The sequence below is a fragment of the Microcoleus sp. Pol12B4 genome, from assembly GCF_036701385.1.
Classification (GTDB): domain Bacteria; phylum Cyanobacteriota; class Cyanobacteriia; order Cyanobacteriales; family Microcoleaceae; genus Microcoleus.
On sequence record NZ_JAUBQR010000001.1, the window covers coordinates 90760 to 109094 of the forward strand.

An 18335-nucleotide genomic window follows, 5' to 3' on the forward strand; every position below is an offset into this window, starting at 1 on the left:
ATAAGTAATAACTAATGAGTGACATAAAATTTCTGCAACCAGGAGATTTGCTCAAAGTAATTGCCCCTAGTGGCACTTTGCGAGAATCAACCAACTTTGAAAAGGGTGTAGAAATTTGGAAATCTCGCGGCTATCGACTTGAATTAACACCGGGTTTTGACGATCGCTGGGGCTATTTGGCAGGTTCCGACGAAAACCGGGTCCGACAGTTGGTAGATGCCCTCAATGACCCGGATTGTCGCGGTATTCTCTGTGTTCGAGGCGGTTTCGGCAGCACTCGACTTTTGGAAAAAGGAAATGTGGGAAAGGCGGAAAATTCCCAGTTTCCAACTCCCGATTCCCATCCGCCGAAATGGTTAATCGGCTTTTCCGACATTACTGCTTTGCTGTGGAATCACGATAAATTGGGTGTTTGGGGTGTTCACGGGCCGATGCTGACAACTTTGGCGGGTGAACCGGATTGGTCTGTCGATCGACTTTTTGACTGCATAGAAGGTCGTCCCTTACAATCTTTGCAAGGTAAAGGATGGGGCAGCGGAAAAGCCACCGGGCGACTGTTTCCGGCGAATCTGACGGTTGCTTCTCATTTGCTCGGAACCCCGTATCAACCGGATTTGACCGGGGTTATTCTCGCATTTGAGGATGTTTCCGAAGCTCCTTACAGGGTCGATCGAATGCTGACTTTTTGGCGGATGGCGGGGGCTTTCACTGGGGTGCGGGGCATTGCTTTGGGGCGCTTCAGTCGTTGCGAGATTGAGCCGAGTATTCCCAGTTTTAGCATTGAAGAAGTCTTGCGCGATCGGCTGGGGGATTTGAATATTCCGATTGTCTCCGATTTGCCCTTCGGGCACGAGGGGGTTAACGCTGCTTTACCTATGGGAATTATGGCGAGTCTTGACGCTGATTCGGGATTGCTCAGTTGCGGGTAAAAACTACTTTTTAGATAGCCTGAAAATTATTCATCAAAGTTCTGTAAAAGAATTGTCGATTTCAGAATATTTAAGGTGCGTTCTGCATGGTAGCGAAACTGAAGCATAAATAAAGCATAGGATGATAGTAAAATTATCAGAAAAAATGGGAGGATTTCTAAGGGTGGTTTTTCGGTGACAAATAAAAATACAAGCCAACCCAATCCCAAAAACAGTAAAAAGACAATAGATAAAGTGGGAATAGTCATCTTCAATGGCAACACCGAACCGCCTTCAATGTCTTGAATTTGTCCTGTCGCCACCAAAAAGCCTCTCCAATCTCCGCCAGTAATTGTCGCGCGGAGGAAATCACCATCAAGCTCGATTTGGTAGCAGTAAAGAATTCGGCTCCCCCCTATTATAGCTTTGCGAACGATTAAACCTGTACGAACTTTGGCAGCAAGCCGTTGGCGGACTACTTTTTTGGAAAATGGTATATGAAGGATTGCTTCCCGGTAGGGAAAGAGCGAGTACAATAGTTTGAAGAACGGATTTAAATTTAATGGCATAGCAAAAAACACATCGTGAATTGCATCACTTGCCACTACCTAATTCTAAGCAGGGATGTTTCATTCTATCAAAGTTTTCAACCTCCAACCACTATAAGTAAATCTACGGAGGTTTTGGGCGATCGACATTGTGTGATCGCGAATCGCTGAAGGTTTGCCCCTACGTTCACGCTATATGTAGAGGGGTGGCGTACATCCTGCCCAATAATAGTTTACAGCAACAAAATATTCCAGTCGGGTGAGGCTAACACTAGATAGCTAAAATTACATTTAAAATGGATTATATGTGCAAATGTTGCTGCCAACACAGCAAAAAGATTTTAAAACTTTCGCAAAGAGGTTGATATGAGAACACACAAGTTGTTAAACAGGATTGCTGCCACTGTGCTAGTTGCAGGATTGGCACTCACGGGCATTTCGTCTAGTGCAGTGGGCGAACAGATAGGGAATAACGATCGCATAGATGGAGTAATTCGCCGCACTTCCCCGATTTACCGTTTCCGAAATATGTGGGTTCCGGGATCTCCGACGGAAGAATTGCGCGGCCAAGAATACACATTCAGCGCGAGGGAAGGCGACAAAATTGAAGTGTTTTTAGATACAGATAGAAGTCGCGGTTTTACTCCTGTAATGGTGCTGTTTTACGGGAACAACAAACAAGTCGCTTTTACCCAAGACCGTTCTTTTAATTATCAAATTCCCCGTACTGGGGATTATAAACTGTTAGTGTTAGCAAAAGATGCTGCCCGGGGCGGTAACTACACGCTGGAAGTTTCGGGAATTGATGGAGGCGACAGACAATCTCGCAATTCGCGGGACGATTGGTACACGAGGCGAGATGACGATCGATATGACGGTCGATATGACAGAGAACGGCTTTTGCAAAATGATTTTGACTTGCAGTCTGTTGATTGTCGCGAGAGACGTTCTCTGGTGAGAGTAAGGTTTGACGATGGTAATCAAGATTCAACTTACTGCGCGGTCCCGAATAGAAGGTTTCCGGCGGGAGATTATTACTACAATTCACGGACTAGAGATTTAGACTCGGCGAGGCGGAATGATAGTAGATTCGATGCGGGCCGCGATCAATGTCGGGTAGTTGTGGGCGGAGTTTGCGTGACGAGGTAGGTAGGTCAAACTGTAGCGCGGAATCAGAAACCCGGTTTCTACGAAGAAACCGGGTTTCTGAGCTTATACATAGGACTTATACCAGTCTTTTATATACGAGTCGATCTCTGGCTATCGCCTCACTTTCTTTGGCCATGACAAAATACACATTTGTACACACAACGATTTTGTCAAAAAGGACGATCGCACAGTGGTAAGCTACCAAAGGCATTGAAATATCTAAGGTAGAGAAAAGTTAAAATGTCAGCATTAAATGAAGTTCCCTTGTTGTTGCGGGCAGCCCGCGGCGAAACCCTAGACCGCCCGCCCGTGTGGATGATGCGTCAAGCCGGCCGCTACATGAAGGCTTATCGAGATTTGCGAGAAAAGTATCCCTCGTTTCGCGAACGTTCCGAAATTCCCGAAGTTGCGATCGAAGTTTCCCTTCAGCCGTGGCGTGCGTTTCAGCCCGACGGCGTAATTCTGTTTTCGGATATTGTCACCCCCATGCCGGGTTTGGGCATCGACATGGACATCGCCGAAGGCAAAGGGCCGATTATCCACGCACCCATCCGCACTCAGCAGCAAATCGACAACCTGCAACCGCTGAACCCGGACGAAAGCTTGCCGTTTATCAAAACTATCCTGAAATCCCTGCGCGAGGAAGTGGGCAACAAATCCACAGTGCTCGGCTTTGTGGGCGCGCCCTGGACGTTGGCAGCCTATGCCGTTGAGGGCAAAGGTTCTAAGGATTATGCCATCATCAAAAACATGGCATTTTCCGATCCAACTTTACTGCATCAGTTGCTGTCGAAATTCGCAGATGCGATCGCAGTTTACGTGCGCTATCAAATCGACTGCGGCGCGCAAGTAGTGCAAATGTTCGACTCCTGGGCAGGCCAACTCTCCCCGCAGGACTACGACACCTTCGCTCTACCTTACCAGAAACAAGTATTCGAGCAAGTCAAAAAAACCCATCCCGACACACCGCTAATTCTTTTAGTCACCGGTAGTGCCGGCCTCCTCGAACGCATGACAACATCCGGCGCGGATATCATCAGCGTCGATTGGACAGTTGATATGGCCGACGCGCGCAAGCGTTTGGGCCCCAACATGAACGTTCAGGGAAATCTAGATCCCGGCGTGTTGTTTGGTTCTCAACCTTTTATTCGCGATCGAATTCTTGATACAATTCGCAAAGCCGGTCATCGCGGACACATCCTCAATTTGGGACACGGCGTATTACCGGGAACTCCCGAAGATAACGTGCGTTTCTTCTTTGAAACCGCAAAACAAGCCGACAAATTGCTTGCAGTTGCTGCTTGAAATTGATTCCGAACTGGTTTTAACTGGTTCCCAGGCTCTGCCTGGTGAACCGATATCCAGAGGCTCTGCCTGGCGTAACATGGAAGCAGAGCCTCCGGATCTGCGTTACCAGGTCAGAGCCTGGTAATGAGTAACAACCCCTGACAAATCTCCCTTATAACCGAGTAGATCTCCCCCAAAATCCCCCTTAAGAAGGGGGACCTTGACAATAATCTTGTCCCCCCCTTAAGAAGGGGGACGAGGGGGGCTCTTAGCCTCAGCATCAAGTCAAAAAACCCTCTTCTCCTGCGGCAAAATGAACTCCAAAAAAATTTTTGTGACGGGTGCAAGTGGCTGTATCGGTCACTACATGGCCGAAACTTTGATTCAAGAAACAAACCACGAACTGTACCTCTTAGTTCGCAACCCAGAAAAATTAAAATTTGACTGGAAAGCCCGCCCCGGCATCCATATAATACAAGGCGATATGCGAGATATCGATCAACACGCCGAACTTCTGCAAACAATTAATGTCGCGATTTTAGCTGCGACTGCTTGGGGAGGAACTCAAGAAGTATTTGACGTTAACGTAACCAAAACTCTCCGGCTAATTCAACTACTTTCGCCAGAGACTTGCCAACAAGTAATTTATTTTTCAACGGCAAGTATTCTCGGTCGAGACAACAATTTGCTCAAAGAAGCTGGAGAGCTGGGAACAGATTATATTAGTTCAAAATACAACTGCATGGTACATTTGTCAGCGTTGACAAATGTACCTCCAATTACGGCACTTTACCCGACATTAGTATTGGGAGGAGACGCAGAAAAACCAGTCTCTCACTTGTCATCTGGTCTACCACTTGTCGCCAAATGGATTGGTTTGATTCGTTGGTTTAAGGCTGATGGCAGTTTTCACTTCATCCACGGCGCAGATATTGCTAAAGTAGTTAATTATTTAGTTGAACATCCACCTGCTTCCGAGGAACCGCGACATTTTGTGCTAGGAAATCCGGCAATTACAGCTAATGAAGTGGTAGAACAAGCTTGTCAGTATTTGAATAAAAAAATATTTTTTCGGATTACTCTGTCACCTTGGCTGGCCGATTTCTTTATTTGGCTGTTCCGAATTCAGGTGGCTGCTTGGGATAGATTTTGCATCAGCTACCGCCATTTTATCTATCAAAATCTTGTGAATCCCGAAAGCATAGGAATTCCTAGTTACTGCGCCACAGTGGCAGATATGTTAAGAACTAGCGGGATTCCCGGCAAAGATTCAAAGTAGGCCAGAAGGAAGAGGGAAGTTCGGCAACGGATTATATAACGGATGTCAAAAAGAAGGAAGAGGTTCGAGGGAAAAGGGAATGTGTACCTTACGAGATATATGTAGGGTGCGCCGAGGCGCATTTTACGAATAATGTAAGTTTTTCAAATTCTTTTTTGCCTTAATCCCATGCTTTTTAAATGCGATTATCGTCAATTAAGGGCCAAATACGATAAGATATCAGCATTTGCAAACTTTAACAGGGAACTGCAAGCTAAAAATTGCGCTCAATTTGTTGGTCTTAGGGGGTGTTACCCCTCGCCAGATATTCGATCGAGTGCAAGATCGTAATTTTAGCCTTAACATGAAGTCTTGAGAGTCGATCCAACTCTCAAACACGCCAGCCCGATCGCAAGTTGTTTACTGATGTGAGGTTTAACATATAATGCGAGTTCTTCTAGTTTACCCGCTGTTTCCGAAAACATTTTGGTCTTACGAGAAAATCCTAGAATTAGTTGATCGTAAAGTGCTGCTACCACCGCTGGGTTTGGTAACAGTAGCAGCTATTTTACCGCAAGAATGGGAATTTAAGTTAGTCGATCGCAACATCAGACAAATCACCGAAGCAGAATGGGAATGGGCAGAGCTCGTTATTCTCTCGGCAATGATTGTCCAAAAAGAAGATTTGCTAGACATAATTCGCGAAGCAAAACGGCGCGGTAAATCCGTAGCTTGCGGCGGCCCTTACCCGACTTCCGTACCCGAAGAACCTCAAGCAGCAGGCATAGATTACCTGATTCTCGACGAAGGCGAAATCACCTTGCCGATGTTTGTCGAAGCAATAGGGCGTGGCGAAAAAAGCGGAATGTATCGATCGGACGGCATAAAACCCGATGTTACCACAACCCCGGTTCCGCGCTTCGATTTGCTGGAATTAGACGCCTACGACTCTATGTCAATTCAATTTTCCAGAGGCTGTCCTTTCCAGTGCGAATTCTGCGATATCATCGTCCTCTACGGCCGCAAACCCCGCACCAAAGAACCAAAACAATTAATCGCAGAACTAGACTGTCTCTACAACTTAGGCTGGCGGCGCGGCGTGTTCATGGTAGACGACAATTTTATCGGAAACAAACGCAATGTCAAACTGTTGCTAAAAGACTTACAAGTTTGGCAAGAAGAACACAAATTCCCGTTTACTTTCAACACAGAAGCATCCATCGATTTAGCCCAAGACCAAGAATTGATGGATATGATGGTTGCTTGCAATTTTAATGCAGTGTTTCTAGGAATTGAAACTCCCGACGAAGAAAGCCTGCAAATGACAAAGAAATTTCAAAATACCCGCAATTCCCTCATAGAATCCGTAGAGTTAATTGCCAAATCCGGTTTGCGAGTAATGGCCGGATTTATCATCGGATTCGACGGCGAAAAACCCGGTGCAGGTCAGCGCATTGTAGACTTTGCAGAAGCAGCAGCAATTCCAAGCACAACCTTTGGAATGCTGCAAGCTCTGCCGCACACTGCATTGTCCCACAGACTAGCAAAAGAAGGACGGTTGCGCGACACATCTGGCAACCTCAACCAGACAACTTTGATGAACTTCATTCCGACGCGGCCGCTAGAAGATATCGCGAGGGAATATGTTCAGGCATTTTCTGATGTGTACGATGCTGAGAAATATTTAGACCGCACCTATCGCCACTTCTTGATGCTGGGTGCACCTACAGCAAATATACCTGCAAGAATTCCCAGTTGGATAGACTTGCGAGCACTGCTAACTGTGGTGTGGCGGCAGGGAGTCAAGCGCAAAACTCGCTGGAAGTTCTGGCATCATTTGTTCAGCATTTTCAAGCGCAATCCTGCGGTTTGGGATCATTATTTGACTGTGTGTGCTCACAATGAGCATTTTCTGGAATACCGCCAGATTGTACGGGATGAAATTGAAGCTCAATTGGCTGAGTTTTTGGCTAATGAGTCTCAAACTGTATATCAAGAACCTGTTGCTGTTGAGGAAAAGCAAGTGCAAGCGGTTTAGGGTTGGAGAATTCAAGCGCAGATAAACGCAGGTAAACGCAGATGAATGTAAGATTGTCTGCGTTTATTTTATTTTTAATCTCGTTTCCAGGTTCTGGCTGGAAATGCCATATCCTGCGACTCTACCACCTCTTGAGAGCAGGAGAGATATCCTCCCGATGGATTCCCAGTTTCTCAGTGAAAAAGTGAAATACTACTATTGGCGGCAGCAGTTATTTCGCCAGGTAGAGGCGCGATCGCCCGCAAATATGAAAATCTAATTACAAGATAAAAAATATCAAAATAGCGATCGCCCTCAACCCGCCATGTTAGGAACAAATCAACTCAGAACAGCCGCTCTCTTAGGACTCCTAAGCGGCCTTCTCGTTTTAGGAAGTTATTATTTAATCGGCAACGAGCAAGGACTTTACATCGGTTTAGCGCTAGCCGCTTTCTCAAGTTTTAGCTCTTGGTACTATTCCGACACAGCCGCGTTAATGGCTTACCGCGCTCAGCCGATCGCCCGCAGCGAAGCACCTGAAATCTACGATATGGTAGCATCGCTGAGCGAAAAAGCCCAAATTCCGGTGCCAAAAATATTTCTAGTTCCTACTCAATCTCCGAACGCATTCGCCACAGGAAGAGACCCGGAACACGCGACAATAGCAGTTACTGAAGGCATCATCAATCTGCTTTCCCGCGAAGAATTGGAAGGCGTTTTAGCGCACGAACTGACGCACATCCGCAACCGCGACACACTCACTCAAGCAGTTGCAGGAACAATTGCCGGTGCAATTACATTTGTCGGGCGAATTCTGACTTTTGGAGCGCTTTACGGCCCGGTAACGCGCGACAGCAGACAAGGACCAAATCCCTTTGGTTTGCTGTTTTTAATCATTTTAGCACCGCTATCAGCAACGGTAATTCAATTGGCGATTTCTCGGACGAGGGAATTTGCAGCAGACAGCGGTGCGGTGGAAATTACCAATAACCCGATCGGCTTAGCAAACGCCCTGCAGAAATTGGAGAAACTGGGTCATGAAATTCCCATGCACGGCAATCCTGCGATGTCGCCGCTGCTGATTGTGAATCCTTTTTCGACTAAAGGTTTGCAGTCACTTTTCCGCACTCACCCGCCGACAGAGGATCGCATTCAACGGCTATTGGAAATCGCTCAGCAGCAGCAAGGTACTCCAGTTATGGCCTACGTGCCCGGAATTTAATCGCTCGAAAATGCAGCAACAATATTTAGAAACCCGGGTGTTTGAAGCAACCGGGTTTCTGTTTGTTTATAACGATCGCTTTATGGAGGGACTAATTCTTCGAGAGGTAGAGGCCGATCGCTTTCTCCGTAAATATCGCACAGTTTTGGAGTTACTGTGAGGGGTGATGGCTCCATTGCAAAAATTTACCCCATGCAGCAATTCATCAGGCTTGTTCTTTAAGTCCGGTGATGCTAGTAGTGGTTTATAAACTTCACCTTCATAGGGCTTCCAAACATATCCCAGACTGAACGATTGAAAAACCGAAGATGCTCCCGTTGCTTGCCAAACAGCTTCAGCTAAAACCAATCCAGGAAACGCCAAGCCAGGCTCTTCAATCAATTCGCTGTAGGTTCTAAACTCATCTACTTCCATACCAACTAAAGCATACCGAAACGGTGGAGCAAACCGCAAACGCAGATACAGAAATCTACCTATTTCCGTCATTAAATCAGCACTTTCTGGAGTGTCAATGCCAATCTCACTGCTCCCACTTGGACAAACTCGACACCACCAATTTTCTTCTATATCCTGAAAAATTTCTGCCCGACATTGGGAAACTCTACCGTTTGAGAGCACCCAGAAACTTTTATTGAAATATTGAGCAAATTGCTGTGCTTCAGATTGCTTTGTGCCACATTCAGCCGATAAGCTAAACACCCATGCCATTGCTGTTCTCCCGTTGAGTAAATTAAACTATCAAACTTTCTCCCATTCATTCTGTGTCTGGGCCAGGGCGGCTTCATATTTCTCTAAAAGCATTGTAGCGCTTGGCAAAATACTGACATGAGTTGGACCATTTTGCACAGCTTCAATATCTCCGAGGATCTTGCTGTCGTCAATCTGCCAAAGAGGATCTTTTCCTGTTCCGCCAAATTTTGGGGGTTTGCGGGATTGTGGTAAGCCTTCGATAGAGAGGGATACAGACATTCCTTTTGTGTTTCTAATGGCTACAGTGACAGACTCCTCTGAAGACTTGCGTTCTGTTTCTGGTAGTAAATAACCTTGTTCATCCAACCAGCCTTTGGGCACTTGCTTAACCTCAATGTCACTACTGGGTCTGACTCCCAGTCGCCTGGCGTTGGGCCCAATTTTTGGTTTACCGTTTTCTTCTGTCATGCCTCGATAATAGAGTCTTGCCATTAGCTTTTTATCAGCCCAACTCGATCGCCAGACCAATCATAATGTAATTGCTGCATTGGTTGGATGCGATCGCTCTTTGTTGTTGCAGCTAATTCGTGAGATGTCACTGCTCATTTATTTTGATTTGAGTATCAGGGAGAGCGCCCTGTGATTGCTCTCCCTTAATACAATTACTTGCGATCGCACAAACGCGGGTTTGTCCGTTTGCCGTTGTCTGTTTCAGTCGGCTCATCGTGGAGTGCGATCGCAAAACGCAGATGATTTGGAACCATCTGCGTTCATCTGCGGTTTAATTAAACCCTATTAAACTGAAGCCGCAACCTTATCTAAAGGCCGCACTTGACCGAGGAATTCGCGAAGTGCGTCACCTTCCACCACCTCAGTTTCCAACAGTTTCTGCGTAATTGTTTCCAACAATTCTCGATTTGCTTTGAGAATATCCAAAGCTTGCTGATGTGCAGTTTCGACAATTTCCTTCACTTCTTGGTCGATCGCCTCAGCAGTCTGAGCACTTACCGCACGGCGGGCATTTCCCATACCGTCATTGAGGAACATTGCTTGTTGACCCCGATCGTAAGCTAGAGGCCCCAAAACCTTACTCATCCCGTAAGTCGTCACCATCCGTTCAGCTAAATCAGTCGCCCTTTGCAAGTCGTTTGAAGCGCCGGTAGTAATGCTGCCAAACACGACTTCCTCAGCCGATCGCCCGCCCAGCAAAGTTGCAATTTGACCCCGCAACTCCGATTCATCTAACAAGAAACGGTCTTCAGTCGGTACTTGCAACGTGTAACCCAATGCAGCCATACCGCGCGGGACGATCGATATTTTGGCCACTTCGCCGCCCCCGGTCAGTGCAGCACCAACCATCGCGTGTCCGACTTCGTGGTAAGCCACAATCTTTTTCTCTTTTTCATTGAGCACCCGGCTTTTCTTTTCCAAGCCAGCTACAACGCGCTCAAACGCCTCAAAAAAGTCTTCCTGCGCCACAGTTAGTCGCTTGTTACGAGCGGCTAACAAAGCAGCTTCATTGACCAAATTTGCCAAATCTGCGCCCGAAAAACCGGGGGTACGAGTGGCGACGGCCTTCAAGTCAATATCCGGGCCCAACTTCACTTTTTGAGAGTGAATGTTCAAAATTGCTTCGCGGCCGGATAAGTCGGGGCGATCGACCAAAACTTGGCGATCGAAACGGCCAGGGCGCAACAAAGCAGCATCCAAACTTTCCGGGCGGTTAGTTGCAGCCAGCACAATTACCGTAGTATTGCCCGCAGCAAAACCATCCATTTCAGTTAACAGTTGATTCAGAGTTTGTTCGCGTTCATCATTCCCCCCGAAGCTAGCGTTACTGCTACGAGATTTGCCGATCGCGTCCAATTCATCAATGAAAATAATACAAGGAGCCTGTTTCTTAGCCTGCTCAAATAAATCTCTAACTCTTGCAGAACCAACACCTACAAACAGTTCCACAAACTCCGAACCGGAGATGCTAAAAAATGGCACCCCAGCTTCACCAGCCACTGCTTTTGCTAACAGCGTTTTGCCAGTTCCTGGAGGCCCGACTAACAGCACGCCTTTCGGGATTCTCGCGCCAATTGCCGTAAATCTGTCAGGAGTTTTCAGGAATTCAACAACTTCGACTAATTCAGTTTTAGCCTCTTCTACTCCAGCCACATCAGCAAAAGTAATTTTCGCCGATTCGCCTTCTACATAGACCTTAGCTTTGCTTTTGCCCAGCGAGAGCGCGCCCTGTGGCCCGCCACCCTGCCTGTTCATGAAAAATTGAAAAATCGCCACAAAAATCAGCGGCGGAACTACCCAGCTTAAAACACTGCCGATCCAGCCATTTTTGGAAGGAGGAGTTGCCGCAAATTCAACGCCTTTTTCTTGCAAAAGTTTAGGCAGTTCCAGGTCAAAAATTGGCGTAGTTGACAGCACTTGACCGGGTTTGTCACCTTCGCCTTTGAGTTGGTAGCGAATTTCATTTTGACCTACCGAAGCTCGGACTACATCTTGTTCTTGTACTTGATGGACGAACAAGCTGTAAGGAACTTGCGGAATTTGGGGACCGAACAAATTCGGTAAAAAGATGTTTGCCAGCAGAAACAAACTTGAGAGCAATAACAAGACATTGCTAATTTGCCGAAAACGAGGTGGTTGGGGCTGGTCTTTAATGGCCATTGATAACTGTCATCCTTTGATTTAAATCCGTTTTATTCATCTATTTTCTCATCAACTAGGCAGACAATGTTAAGCGGATTTCCTCACTTTATCGGGTGGGTTAACCCGCTAGCACGGATTTGCTATTATTAACAATGCTTTTTTAACGAACCGCGTAAACGCTAAGGACACGAATGAAGAGAAGAGGGTTATAGTATTTAGGGTGCGCCGAAAAACACCGAATATTTATTTATGCAGCTTCTGGGTTTAACTGAATCATTTCCCAAGTGGTATAAGTGCCGATCGCACCCCAAATCACGTAAGGCAAAAGTAACAAAGCGGCGGTTTGAGAAATCGGCAAAACAGCCAAGGTCAATACAGCTCCCAAAATCTCGCCAGCCCCTCCCAAAATTGTCCCTACTTTGAGACTTTTGGCTCTGAGAGTAGCAGGAATATAAGCAACTGTGACAATTTCTAAAAGCAAGTACAAAGCCATCAACAGCCATGTTTTAAGGCTCCCTGGCTCCTGTTCCCACACAAAAATAGCGCTGCCGGCCCCGCAAGAAAAAATCACCGTCCAAATGAACGGAATAGCAGGCTCAAAAAACATCCAATTCGGTCTTTGAAGTTTGACTGCCCAGTTAATATCGCGCAGTTTAAAAAATAGAGTGCCCATGGCGACTGAGAAAGTCACGCCGCCGATAATCATCCAAGATTCAATCATGGTTTTCAACTTTCCAATTGCTCGATCGCTCATTAAGTCGATCGTGCCAACTCAAAGCCGAACTTTGATCCGCCTTTAGTAATAACTTTTGTAAAGCCCTATGCAATTATTGCTAACCGCCAGACAAATTCTTAGCAAACTCTTCGCGTCCAGATACCAAATTAGCTGGAACGCCGTTAGGGTAATTTTGCGCGATTAAAGCTTGCAACTTTTGAACTCGGTTTTCGGGGTTTGGGTGAGAACTCAAAAACTCCGGCGGCGCTTCGCCCTTCCTAGCGGAACCGAGAATTTGCATCACCTCAACAATACCTCTAGGATCGTAACCAGCTTCGGTCATAAACCGAAAACCGAGCTGATCGCTCTCAAGTTCATCCGATCTACCGTACCGTAAACCGACCACTTGATTGACAGCTTGAGCAATTAATGCAGCCTGCTGGCCCCCACCGCGATCGTCGCTAGTAGCCACACCAACCGCCGTTACCAAAGCCCTACCCAACTGCTGTTTTGCCAAGTGTTCCGCACCGTGTCGGCCCACAACGTGACCGGCCTCGTGCCCCAGTACAGCAGCCAACTGAGCCTCGGAATTCAGCCGTCGCAGCAGCCCCGCAGTAATGAAAACTTGTCCCCCCGGTAAAGCAAAAGCATTCACAGTTTCGGGGTCTCGCAGCAGGTGGAATTCAAACGGATAACTCGCTTGTTTCGCCGCCGAACCGTTGACCACTCGTTCTCCTACTCGATCGACATACTGCTGAATACTCTGGCTGGGATAAAGCCCCCCGTACTTGGCGGCCATTTGATCTCGCGCCTGCAATCCCAAAACTATCTCTTGGCGGGGAGAAAGCTGCACCCGCTGTCTCTCTCCAGTTACCGGATTTTGTACGTCGTTTGTAAAATAGGTGATTGCTCCAAAAAATGCCATTAATAGCCCGATCGCGGCTCGAAATAAAAATTTATTCACAGGCTTTATACCTAAAAAGTTTAGCGAGTAGATTACCAGCCTGGCACCTACCTCAACATCTGTCTGAAGTATTAATAATGGAATATTGTGGTAGCAATTATTGTAGGACTTCTGAACAAGGCTTTTTTAAACGAACCGCGAAGGCGCGAAGGACACGAAGGAAGAGAAGAGAAGAGAAGAGCGTTATATTTGTAAATGGTTGGTTAAGAGTTAGTTAATGATTTTTACTTCACAATCGCTTTAAGATTCTCTCGCTCTTTTCTTCCTTCGCGCTCTTCGCGTCTTCGCTGTTCGTTTTTTTTAATCCCCCATTTCCAATGTTTCAAACTACCCGCCGCCGCCTCGCTATTTGGTACACTGCCGTTACTGCTGTATTGTTACTTGTCTTCGCCACTGGTTTCTATTTCTATGTCCGCAATACTTTGATCGATCGCATTGATGACACTCTCAATCATGTTGTCGAAGTAATAGAGCGAACTCTCGTTATCGAACCGCTAACTTTCCCCAATACCACAGATAAAATTAAATTGCAAGTTAATATTCAAGCGAGTTTTCGAGATAGCACTGATGCAGTAGAAGACGACCACATAGATTTAGAATGGTTCAGTCCTACGGGTGAATTGCTGTGGTCTACATTATCGGAACCGCTGAATATTCCCATTCACGCTAACCGTACCGGCGAAACAGTTTGGATAATAAATAATAAGTTACAGTCCGATCAAAACTATTCCCTCAGACAAGTAACGCAGCGAGTACAAAGCGGCCGCCAAGTTCTGGGATATTTGCGAGTCAGCCATCCTTGGTTTGAAGTGACAAAACCCATCCGCCAATTAATTCTCGATTTGATTTTGGGCGCGAGTTTAACTCTAATTTGCGTTGCAGCTATTGGCTGGCTGCTGTCGGGATTGGCTATGAAACCTGTGCGGGAATCTTACGGGCGTCTCAAACAGTTTACTGCTGATGCTTCTCACGAACTCAGAAATCCGATCGCCACTATTCAAACTAACGTCCAAGTAGCTTTGGCGGAACCGGATATCGAACCGCTGCAGCATCAACAGCTACAAGTTATCGAACGTCTCACGCGCCGTTTGGGGCGCTTGGTTGACGATTTGCTGTTTTTAGCCAGACAAGATAGCGGTATCGTGCAGCAGCAGTGGATTGAGGTTCCTCTCGATGCTTTGCTGATGGAGGTAATAGAAGAACAACAGGCGATCGCCACTACCCAAAATCTGTCTCTTTCTTTGGAAATTGTCGATCTGCCGAACGCTGAGGAAAACTTTACACTGTTGGGCGACTGGGATCAACTAGCCCGACTTTTTACCAATCTCGTCAGCAACGCGGTGCAGTACACCCCCTCTGGCGGTCAAATTCAAGTAGAATTGGATGTGGCAGCTAAAAACAAAAGAAATTCGCCGATGTTACATCCAGCGCTGCAAATAAAAGTAACAGACACGGGCATCGGAATTTCCCCAGAAGCCCTGCCGCATTTATTCGATCGATTCTATCGCGCAGATCCCGCCCGCACCCACCGCAGCGCCGCTGGTTCCGGTTTAGGATTAGCTATCGCCAAAGTAATTGTCGAAAATCACCGCGGCCAAATCCGCATTGACAGCCAAGTCGATCGAGGTACCGCCGTTACCGTCACCCTCCCCGCCCACAAATCAGAACAATTCCGCCTTTAAAACTTCCCCTCTTCCTCTCTTCCTCTGCGCCCTCTGCGGTTTAAAAAAATCTACCCCTCAAACCCTTATTCTTCCTACCTCGCGCCCAAACCCAGCTATTAAAATTCATTTCCGCCATAGATTAACATAAACGTTGTTGGAAAACCTCGATCGAACTTGTGAGGAGTTATTTATGTTTCGCCACAATCTACCGTTTAAAAAAATCAGCTTGCTAACAGCCACCTGCGGAGGTTTACTCGTTAGTCTCGCAACACTTTCCCAAGCCGGCGGCCCACCGCCCCAACAAGGAAAACCCGTTTCCCAACCCACAGAGACTCCTGCAGCCACTGAAGAACCCGTCAGCGAACCAACTCCGGCTGCAAGTCCGGGTCCCAGCGAGATGCCCTCTACACCCACAGATGCGCCTCCCCGCTTCCCCATTCCCAGTGCGCGAGTTACGCCTGCCGAAGGCATGATAGTAATTAAACTGGTAAATACCACCAATGCTGTCATCAATTATCAAATCGTAGGCGTGACCCAGCCGCGCACTCTGGGCGAACAATCTGAAATTCTGCTTCAAGCCCTCAAAGTGCCAATCACCCTCACTTACCAGCGCCCAGACGGCGGATTGGTGCTGGTTCGCCCCCAAGCAACCGCGATGCCGGGTATGTTGCAAGTCAGTTTCAGCGCGACAACTGAGGTGGCCGCTGATACAAAATCCCTGGAAATTCAGGAAGATGGGAGAGTATTTTTGAATTAGGTTAATTGGTTGACGGTTGACTGTTACCATTCGTCTCAACTTAAGGCTAAAACCCATAATAAATATCGTTTATAGTTGAGTTTCGCTCCCCCCTAACCCCCGTTAATAAGGGGGGGACAAGAGTCTTCTTACGTTCCCTCTAACTCCCATTAATAAATGGGGAAGAGCATTAAAAGTCCCCCTTCTTAAGGGGGATTTAGGAGGAGCGAAACTTCGATACCAACGAGATATACACAGGGTTTTAGTATTATGTTGACACCGATAGGCTGTTAGTAATTCCCAATTTCCCATTCCAAATTCCCAGTCAGCCGTCAATCGCCGAGTAACAACGGAGGTAACTTAGTAAAAGGTAAATCCTCGTTGATTGCATCAATTTCTTCCTGTTCTCTTTCGTTGATTTGACCGATATATGACTTGAGAATTTGGGCCAGACGGTTGTTATAAAATCGGTGCAAACTATAATTGGGCGTAGCTGGAAAGCCGCGCCGTTTTTTGTGCCGTCCGCCGGCACCGGGATCGAAGCTTTGGATGCCCCGATCGATCGCCCATTCGATCGGCGTATAGTAACAAGCATCGAAGTGCAAGCAGTCGATTTCCTGCAAACTGCCCCAATAACGCCCGTACAGTCGATTGCCCTTATACAAACAAAAAGACATACCCACAGGCTGTCTCTCATCTTCCTTGTCGTAGGCGGCTACAAATAAAACTCGATCGCGATAATTTTGGTGCAACTGTTCAAAAAATCGCTTAGTCAAATACTTGCTTCCCCACCAACCAAATTTGTCGCAAGTATTCTCATAAAAAGCATACATTTGAGCAAACATGGCTTGGGGAATTTCATCGCCAGTCAGCGTTTTTACCAACAAACCAGCTTGATCGACTGCTTTGCGTTCGCGTTTGATATTGCGGCGCTGGTTGGCATTAAATGCACCTAAATAATTGTCAAAATTTTGATAGCCTTGATTTTGCCAAATATAGCTGTGGTGCAGCCAACTGCTGAAACCGTGGCGTTCCATTCTTTCGCGCCATTCTGGATCGACATAAAGGAAATTGCAACCAGAGATATTGTGGCGATCGCAAAAATGGTCGATCGCGCTTACCATTACTCCCGTTAACTCGTCTTCATCTTCTCCATCGGCAATCAAAAACCGATAGCCTTCAGCCGGAGTAAACGGCGTCATTCCCATCAATTTGGGATAATATTGAACACCCAAACGTTGAGCTAAATCCGCCCACTGATTATCGAATACAAATTCGCCGTAACTGTGACTTTTGACATAAAGTGGCGCGCAAGCAATCAACTGTTTGTCTCGCCAGACTGTTAAGTGATGCGGTAGCCAACCGGTTTTACCTGTTGCACTGCCCGATACTTCGAGATTGTTCAGCCAATCCCATTCCAGAAATGGAGTTTTTAGTGGCATCGCCAGGGCATCCCACGACGCTTGCGGGATTTCGCCTATTTTGCTAATCCAGGCTACAGAATATTCAGGTTTTGGCTGTTTCAGCATAGGGAGATTTGAGCGTAGAGCGATCGAACTTCATTTAAGTTAATACAATTATTCGATCGCTGGGAAAGCTGAATGGCAACTGGTGTCAACTAAACCTTGAAACCTTACAAATCTCGCTTTTGTCGGAGACCTGGATCCCCCTAAATCCCCCTTAAGAAGGTGGACTTTGAGCGGAAGGGAGACTTGGAGTGCTTCCGGTTCCCCCCTTGTTAAGGGGGGATCGGAGGCCTTAATCGTCAAACCCTAGTCTCCGAGTACCTTTGAGCTTCAGTTCGATCGACCCGATAATGCAAAAATACCTCTTGTCCCACCTGTTTAACCGCCACAAGTTCCAATTTCGGAGCTAAATCCGCCAAAAAACCCTTTCCCTCAACAGCCGTCGGTGCATCCGCCCCGCCCAAAATTAACGGACACACCGTCAGCCAAAGTTCGTCTACCAAGCCTGCAGCCAGCACAGACGCTACCAGTTTTCCTCCGCCCAGAATCGCCAAGTGTTTGATACCCAAGCTTGCTAGCTGTGGAAACGCATCAATCCAATCAATCTCTCCACCTGTGGTTTTCGCATAGATAATTCGATCGAACTTACTGTTTGTCATCGGGTAGGAAGATGGCAATGCCGTGTGCCTACTGTCTTGCCCCGTCAGCAGCCACCGAGGTACCGGTTGCTGGAAAAATCGCAAGTTGGGGTCAAATTGGGGCAATCGCGAACATACAATTTGCACCGGTTGTGGCGGCTTCCCTTGCAGTTCCCTCTGTTTGAGCAATTCCGGCGAAATCACTCTCATCGTCGTCCCATAAGCCTGTAAAGTGCCGTTGCCGAACAAAACGGCGTCACTTGCTGCTACTTGCTGTTCGAGGTGGGCTTTGTCGTTGGCAGAACCGAATCTCGCGGGCGATCGTACTGCATCGGCTATTTTACCGTCAGCACTGATCGCGAGTATTACTGTTGCGTGAAGTCCAGTCATTACTTATCAGAATTTCGCAGAACATTTAACT

At 47.0% G+C, this 18335-nt stretch carries 16 protein-coding genes; 8 read left to right on the forward strand and 8 right to left on the reverse strand.

Annotated features, from left to right (window positions below):
* Positions 1 to 14: 14 nt before the first annotated feature.
* Positions 15 to 929: an LD-carboxypeptidase gene (locus QUA38_RS00390; protein WP_333158166.1), complete on the forward strand. Its 915-nt coding sequence runs from the start codon at positions 15 to 17 to the stop codon at positions 927 to 929.
* 26 nt (positions 930 to 955) lie between these two features.
* Here QUA38_RS00390 and QUA38_RS00395 read toward each other — a convergent pair whose 3' ends face one another.
* Positions 956 to 1513 (reverse strand): hypothetical protein, encoded by a 558-nt coding sequence (locus QUA38_RS00395; protein WP_333158168.1) that lies wholly within the window; start codon positions 1511 to 1513, stop codon positions 956 to 958.
* A 309-nt stretch (positions 1514 to 1822) separates the two neighbouring features.
* Here QUA38_RS00395 and QUA38_RS00400 point away from each other — a divergent pair, with 309 nt between their 5' ends.
* The 5 genes from QUA38_RS00400 to QUA38_RS00420 all read left to right on the forward strand — a co-directional run bounded on the left by QUA38_RS00400 (position 1823) and on the right by QUA38_RS00420 (position 8389).
* Positions 1823 to 2605: a hypothetical protein gene (locus tag QUA38_RS00400; protein ID WP_333158170.1), complete on the forward strand. Its 783-nt coding sequence runs from the start codon at positions 1823 to 1825 to the stop codon at positions 2603 to 2605.
* Between the two features lie 240 nt (positions 2606 to 2845).
* On the forward strand, positions 2846 to 3910 hold the full coding sequence (hemE, locus tag QUA38_RS00405) for a uroporphyrinogen decarboxylase (RefSeq protein WP_333158172.1): 1065 nt from the start codon (positions 2846 to 2848) through the stop codon (positions 3908 to 3910).
* A gap of 295 nt (positions 3911 to 4205) precedes the next feature.
* A complete protein-coding gene (locus QUA38_RS00410; protein WP_333158174.1) occupies positions 4206 to 5171 on the forward strand; it encodes an NAD(P)-dependent oxidoreductase in 966 nt (321 codons plus the stop codon).
* Between the two features lie 424 nt (positions 5172 to 5595).
* The gene (locus QUA38_RS00415) at positions 5596 to 7188 is read left to right on the forward strand and encodes a B12-binding domain-containing radical SAM protein (protein WP_333158176.1); all 1593 of its coding nucleotides are present in this window, start codon (positions 5596 to 5598) and stop codon (positions 7186 to 7188) included.
* Positions 7189 to 7492: 304 nt separating this feature from the next.
* Entirely contained in the window at positions 7493 to 8389 is an 897-nt protein-coding gene (locus tag QUA38_RS00420; RefSeq protein ID WP_333158178.1) for a M48 family metalloprotease, read from the forward strand.
* A gap of 66 nt (positions 8390 to 8455) precedes the next feature.
* On the opposite strand, the gene QUA38_RS00425 is transcribed toward QUA38_RS00420, so the two are convergent.
* From QUA38_RS00425 to QUA38_RS00445, 5 genes are all read right to left on the reverse strand, one after another.
* Positions 8456 to 9097 carry a hypothetical protein gene (locus QUA38_RS00425; RefSeq protein ID WP_333158180.1) on the reverse strand — a complete coding sequence of 214 codons (642 nt, stop codon included), beginning with the start codon at positions 9095 to 9097 and terminating at the stop codon, positions 8456 to 8458.
* 30 nt (positions 9098 to 9127) lie between these two features.
* Positions 9128 to 9571: a Tse2 family ADP-ribosyltransferase toxin gene (locus QUA38_RS00430; protein WP_333158182.1), complete on the reverse strand. Its 444-nt coding sequence runs from the start codon at positions 9569 to 9571 to the stop codon at positions 9128 to 9130.
* A gap of 303 nt (positions 9572 to 9874) precedes the next feature.
* The gene (ftsH4, locus tag QUA38_RS00435; RefSeq protein WP_333158184.1) at positions 9875 to 11749 is read right to left on the reverse strand and encodes an ATP-dependent zinc metalloprotease FtsH4; all 1875 of its coding nucleotides are present in this window, start codon (positions 11747 to 11749) and stop codon (positions 9875 to 9877) included.
* A 229-nt stretch (positions 11750 to 11978) separates the two neighbouring features.
* Positions 11979 to 12452 (reverse strand): tryptophan-rich sensory protein, encoded by a 474-nt coding sequence (locus QUA38_RS00440; protein ID WP_333158186.1) that lies wholly within the window; start codon positions 12450 to 12452, stop codon positions 11979 to 11981.
* 112 nt (positions 12453 to 12564) lie between these two features.
* On the reverse strand, positions 12565 to 13410 hold the full coding sequence (locus QUA38_RS00445; RefSeq protein WP_333158188.1) for a M48 family metallopeptidase: 846 nt from the start codon (positions 13408 to 13410) through the stop codon (positions 12565 to 12567).
* Positions 13411 to 13727: 317 nt separating this feature from the next.
* Between QUA38_RS00445 and QUA38_RS00450 the strand changes: the two genes are divergently transcribed.
* The gene (locus tag QUA38_RS00450) at positions 13728 to 15092 is read left to right on the forward strand and encodes an ATP-binding protein (protein ID WP_333158190.1); all 1365 of its coding nucleotides are present in this window, start codon (positions 13728 to 13730) and stop codon (positions 15090 to 15092) included.
* A gap of 172 nt (positions 15093 to 15264) precedes the next feature.
* Complete coding sequence (locus QUA38_RS00455; RefSeq protein ID WP_333158192.1) at positions 15265 to 15831, forward strand: hypothetical protein; 567 nt, start codon at positions 15265 to 15267, stop codon at positions 15829 to 15831.
* A gap of 311 nt (positions 15832 to 16142) precedes the next feature.
* Here the strand turns inward: QUA38_RS00455 and QUA38_RS00460 are convergent, their stop codons facing one another.
* Both QUA38_RS00460 and QUA38_RS00465 read right to left on the reverse strand, forming a co-directional pair.
* Entirely contained in the window at positions 16143 to 17339 is a 1197-nt protein-coding gene (locus QUA38_RS00460; protein WP_333158194.1) for a GNAT family N-acetyltransferase, read from the reverse strand.
* 236 nt (positions 17340 to 17575) lie between these two features.
* Positions 17576 to 18304: a dihydrofolate reductase family protein gene (locus QUA38_RS00465; protein WP_333158195.1), complete on the reverse strand. Its 729-nt coding sequence runs from the start codon at positions 18302 to 18304 to the stop codon at positions 17576 to 17578.
* Positions 18305 to 18335 lie beyond the last annotated feature (31 nt).